Consider the following 976-nt stretch of genomic DNA (forward strand, 5'->3'; position numbering starts at 1 on the left):
TCGTCCTTCAGCGCGTACTGCACGTTGAGCAGGCCGCGTACGCCGACGCCCCGGGCGATCGCCTCGGTGTACCGGCGGACCTGGGCCACGTGCGAGCTGGCCAGGGTGATCGGCGGCAGCGCGCAGGTCAGCTCGCGCGCGGGTCGGTGCCGATGCGAGCGGGGTTCGTGCGTGTCGGGGTGGCGCAGGTCACCCCGCCTGAGGCATCCTAGGAACCTAGCTGATAGGAGGGCGGCATGCAGATCAATCCGGGCGTGGCAGAGTTTCCGCACCGGCAGATCGCCGCGCAGCTCAAGGCGCAGATCCGCCGCGGCGACTGGGGGCCGGGCGAGCGGCTGCCGTCGATCCCGGCCATCGCCGAGATGTTCGGCGTGGCCAAGCAGACCGTGCAACGCGCCGTCGACCAGCTGCGGGTCGAGGGCGTACTGATCACCAAACCGGGCTCCGGTACGTACGTGCGGGGCACCCGGCGGCGGCTCAACCGGCTCTCCCGCGGGCGCTACGGCGGCTTCCGCGGCTACCACACCGACCTGGCCGCCCGGTACCGTCAGCAGCTCGTCTCCGTCGGCCGCTCCCCCGCGCCGCCCGAGGTGGCCGACGCGTTCGGCGTACCGGACGGCACCGAGTTGCTCTGCCGCCGGCACCTGGTGCGTACCGAGGATTCGCCGGTGGAGGTGGGCGCCTCCTGGTTCCTGCCCGCCGACACCACCGGCACCTCGCTGGAGCGCGCCGAGGCGTTCGGCCGTCCGCTCTACCAGGAGGCCGAGGAGGCCATCGGCCGGCGGTACGCGACGGCCACCGACACGATCAGCGCGCGCCAGCCCAGCCGGGAGGAGTCAGAGACCCTTCGGATCCGCCCCGACACCCCCGTGCTGCACCTGCTGCACGTGGCGTACGACCCGCACCGCAAGCCGATCGAGGTCGCCCAGGCCACCTGGCCCGGCCCGGTCACCACCCTCACCGAGGAGTACAAGAT

At 72.6% G+C, this 976-nt stretch carries 2 protein-coding genes; one reads left to right on the forward strand and one right to left on the reverse strand.

Annotated features, from left to right (window positions below):
* A partial coding sequence (locus C1I95_RS36830; protein ID WP_233514075.1) for a hypothetical protein occupies positions 1–272 on the reverse strand: 272 nt, incomplete at its 3' end.
* Here C1I95_RS36830 and C1I95_RS34130 point away from each other — a divergent pair.
* The coding region (locus C1I95_RS34130) for a GntR family transcriptional regulator (protein WP_111220241.1) at positions 237–976 on the forward strand (740 nt) is incomplete at its 3' end. The two genes, C1I95_RS36830 and C1I95_RS34130, sit on opposite strands and share 36 nt — an antisense overlap.

The sequence above is a fragment of the Micromonospora craterilacus genome (assembly GCF_003236315.1).
Classification (GTDB): Bacteria; Actinomycetota; Actinomycetes; order Mycobacteriales; family Micromonosporaceae; genus Micromonospora; species Micromonospora craterilacus.